The sequence below is a fragment of the Mesorhizobium sp. M7A.F.Ca.MR.362.00.0.0 genome, from assembly GCF_004023175.1.
Taxonomy (GTDB): Bacteria; Pseudomonadota; Alphaproteobacteria; order Rhizobiales; family Rhizobiaceae; genus Mesorhizobium.
This window is the reverse complement of record NZ_RZTF01000008.1, coordinates 52,849-55,219: the sequence shown is the minus strand read 5'-3', so window position 1 is coordinate 55,219 and position 2,371 is coordinate 52,849. Positions and strand designations below refer to the sequence as shown.

At 66.5% G+C, this 2,371-nt stretch carries 3 protein-coding genes; all 3 read right to left on the bottom strand.

Annotation, left to right across the window (positions count from 1 at the left end):
* A partial coding sequence (locus EOC06_RS02450; protein ID WP_164898437.1) for an MmgE/PrpD family protein occupies positions 1 to 627 on the bottom strand: 627 nt, incomplete at its 3' end.
* A gap of 25 nt (positions 628 to 652) precedes the next feature.
* A complete protein-coding gene (locus EOC06_RS02445) occupies positions 653 to 1,465 on the bottom strand; it encodes a CoA ester lyase (RefSeq protein WP_128307000.1) in 813 nt (270 codons plus the stop codon).
* Positions 1,459 to 2,301, bottom strand: coding sequence for a MaoC family dehydratase N-terminal domain-containing protein (locus EOC06_RS02440; protein ID WP_128306999.1), 843 nt, complete (start codon positions 2,299 to 2,301; stop codon positions 1,459 to 1,461). Before EOC06_RS02440 ends, EOC06_RS02445 begins: the two co-directional genes overlap by 7 nt.
* Between the last annotated feature and the right edge of the window lie 70 nt (positions 2,302 to 2,371).

Below are 2,371 nucleotides of genomic sequence, written 5' to 3'. Positions count from 1 at the left end.
GAGTTGCTTGGAATCGGCAGCGTCACGCAGAAATTCCCAGAGACCTGCCGCCTGCGTACCGGCCGAGCCGACAGCATGGTTGAGCCCGGCTGCGTCCAGCCCGATCAACCTGCCGACCGCCGCGGCTGCTGCCACTGCGCCAGCCGTGCCGGTGGTGTGGAATATCTCGTAGTGCGAGCGTCCGAGGAATTCTCCCACGCGGATGCCCACTTCATAGCCGGCGATGCAGGCAGTCAGGACTTCGCGGCCGGTCTTCCCCTCAGCCTCCGCAACCGCCAAAACGGCCGGAAAGATCACCGCCGCCGGGTGAAAGACCGAGCCGTTGTGAACGTCGTCCTGTTCCACGACATGGGAGGCCGCCGCATTGACCATCGCTGCGAAGTAGGGGCTTGTGCGCCGCCGCGTCGGGATGATGGTGCTTGGGCCGTCCGCCGGCCCCATGGCACGCGCAAAGCGGTCGATCATCTCGACCTGGTGCGCGCCCTTGCCGGCCAGCGCCGAGCCGAGCCAGTCGATCATCAGTCCTTGCGCGAAATGAACGACGCGCGGCGGGATCTGTTCGAAGTCGAATTCGGCGATGAAGGCGCAAAGCCTGGCGGTCGGCCAATCGGCGGTGTCCGTGCTCATCGGTTGCTTCTCCTCTGCATGCCCTTCAGACCAAAGCGGCCCGGCGCAGGACTTGCCTTGCACGTTCGACGACCGGTCGATCCACCATTTCGCCGTTCACCTGGCTAGCTTCGCCGGACGAGGCTGCGCCGACGATGTCTCGTGCCCACGTGATGTCATTATCGCTCGGGCGAAAGCCACTGCGAATCGGCTCGATCTGCCTCGGGTGGATGGCCATCTTGCCGCCAAAACCCATCTTAATGGCGTGGCGGGCGTCATCCTCGGTGATTTCGGGACTGTTCAGGTCGGTCGTTACGCCGTCAATCGGCGCGGCCCGGCCAGCGGCGCGCGAACGCCAGACGATTTCGTTACGAGCCGCAAGCAGGATCAGCCGATCATGCGCGCAACCGAGATCGAGCGAGAAGTCGACCGAGCCGAAGGCGACGGCAACGACGCCAGAGGTGGCCAATATGTCCGGCAAGTTGGCGAGACCGACGGCGCTCTCGACCAGCGCGATGACGGAAACGCTGCGTGCCATGTGCCTGGCCATATCGGCAATGTCTTCCGGATGTTCGGCCTTGGGCAGCATGACGGAGACGCCGTCGAGGCGCCGCACGGCGTCGATGTCCGCTTCGTGCCAGGGTGTTCCCGCGGCGTTGATGCGGACCACGACTGCGGATTTCAGCGTGGCCGCACGAGCGACAACTGCGTCCCGGGCGCGGTCCTTGTCGCCAGGGGCGACGGCATCCTCGAGGTCGAGAATGACCGCGTCCGCGCCGCTGCTGTCGGCCTTGTCAAACCGTTCCGGCCGCGAGCCCGGCACGAAGAGCGGTACGACAGGCGTGACGAAGCTCACCATTGCGCCGTGGCCTTCACGGTCACATGGCCGTCGGCCGACCGCAGCTCGAGAGCCATGCCGTCCTGGCCTGGGGATGTTGCGCTCAGAAGCAGGCGCTGTGGGCCGCTCGCCGGATGGACGCCGCGGAATGAGAAACGGCGCGGCGACTGACCGACAATGGCGGTGGCGAAGTTCATCAGCAGCGTCGCCTGCAGCGGGCCATGGATGACGAGCCCGGGATAGTGCTCGACCCCCGTGGCATAGGGCGTGTCGTAGTGGATGCGATGCCCGTTGAACGTCAGCGCGGAATATCGAAAGAGCAGCACGGGATCGATGTCGATCGTGCGCTCGTGCGATGCGGCCAGGGGCGAATTGGCCGGCGGGGCAGGGGACGCAGCAGCGGCTTCGGCGCCGCGATAGACGATGATCTGGTCCTCCTCGATGACCGGACCGGAATCGTTGGCGATGTCGTGCCGGACCGTGACGAAGGCGAGCGGCCCGGTGCGGCCCTGTTTCTCCTCTATGGCGGTCAATGTCGAGCTGCGGCGGATGCGGTCGCCAGAGCGGATCGGCGCCATGAAACGCACGTCGCTGGCAGCCCACATGCGACGCGGAAGCGGCACCGGCGGCAGGAAGCCGCCTTTGGCCGGGTGCCCGTCAGGTCCGAGTTCTCGCATGGCGGCAATGTCGGGCGCCAGGCACCAATGCAGTCCGGGCGCGGCCGCGCCCTCGGCAGTCTGCGCCGCGTGGTCCCCAAGCGTGGCGCCAAAGCTGGCCAGCAGGCGCGGGGTCACAACATCCTCGACCTCGTGCGTGCGTCCAACCCATTCCTGCAGTGTGCTTGTGTCCAGGCTCATGAGGGCCTCGTCAGGCGGCGAATTCGGACCGGATCCGGTCCGTATCGGCGCCAAGCGCGGGGACGCTGGG

Excerpts from the sequence above, each read along its gene's own strand:
- EOC06_RS02445 (WP_128307000.1), bottom strand. The coding sequence starts at position 1,465 with ATGGTGAGCTTCGTCACGCCTGTCGTACCGCTCTTCGTGCCGGGCTCG.
- EOC06_RS02440 (WP_128306999.1), bottom strand. The coding sequence starts at position 2,301 with ATGAGCCTGGACACAAGCACACTGCAGGAATGGGTTGGACGCACGCAC.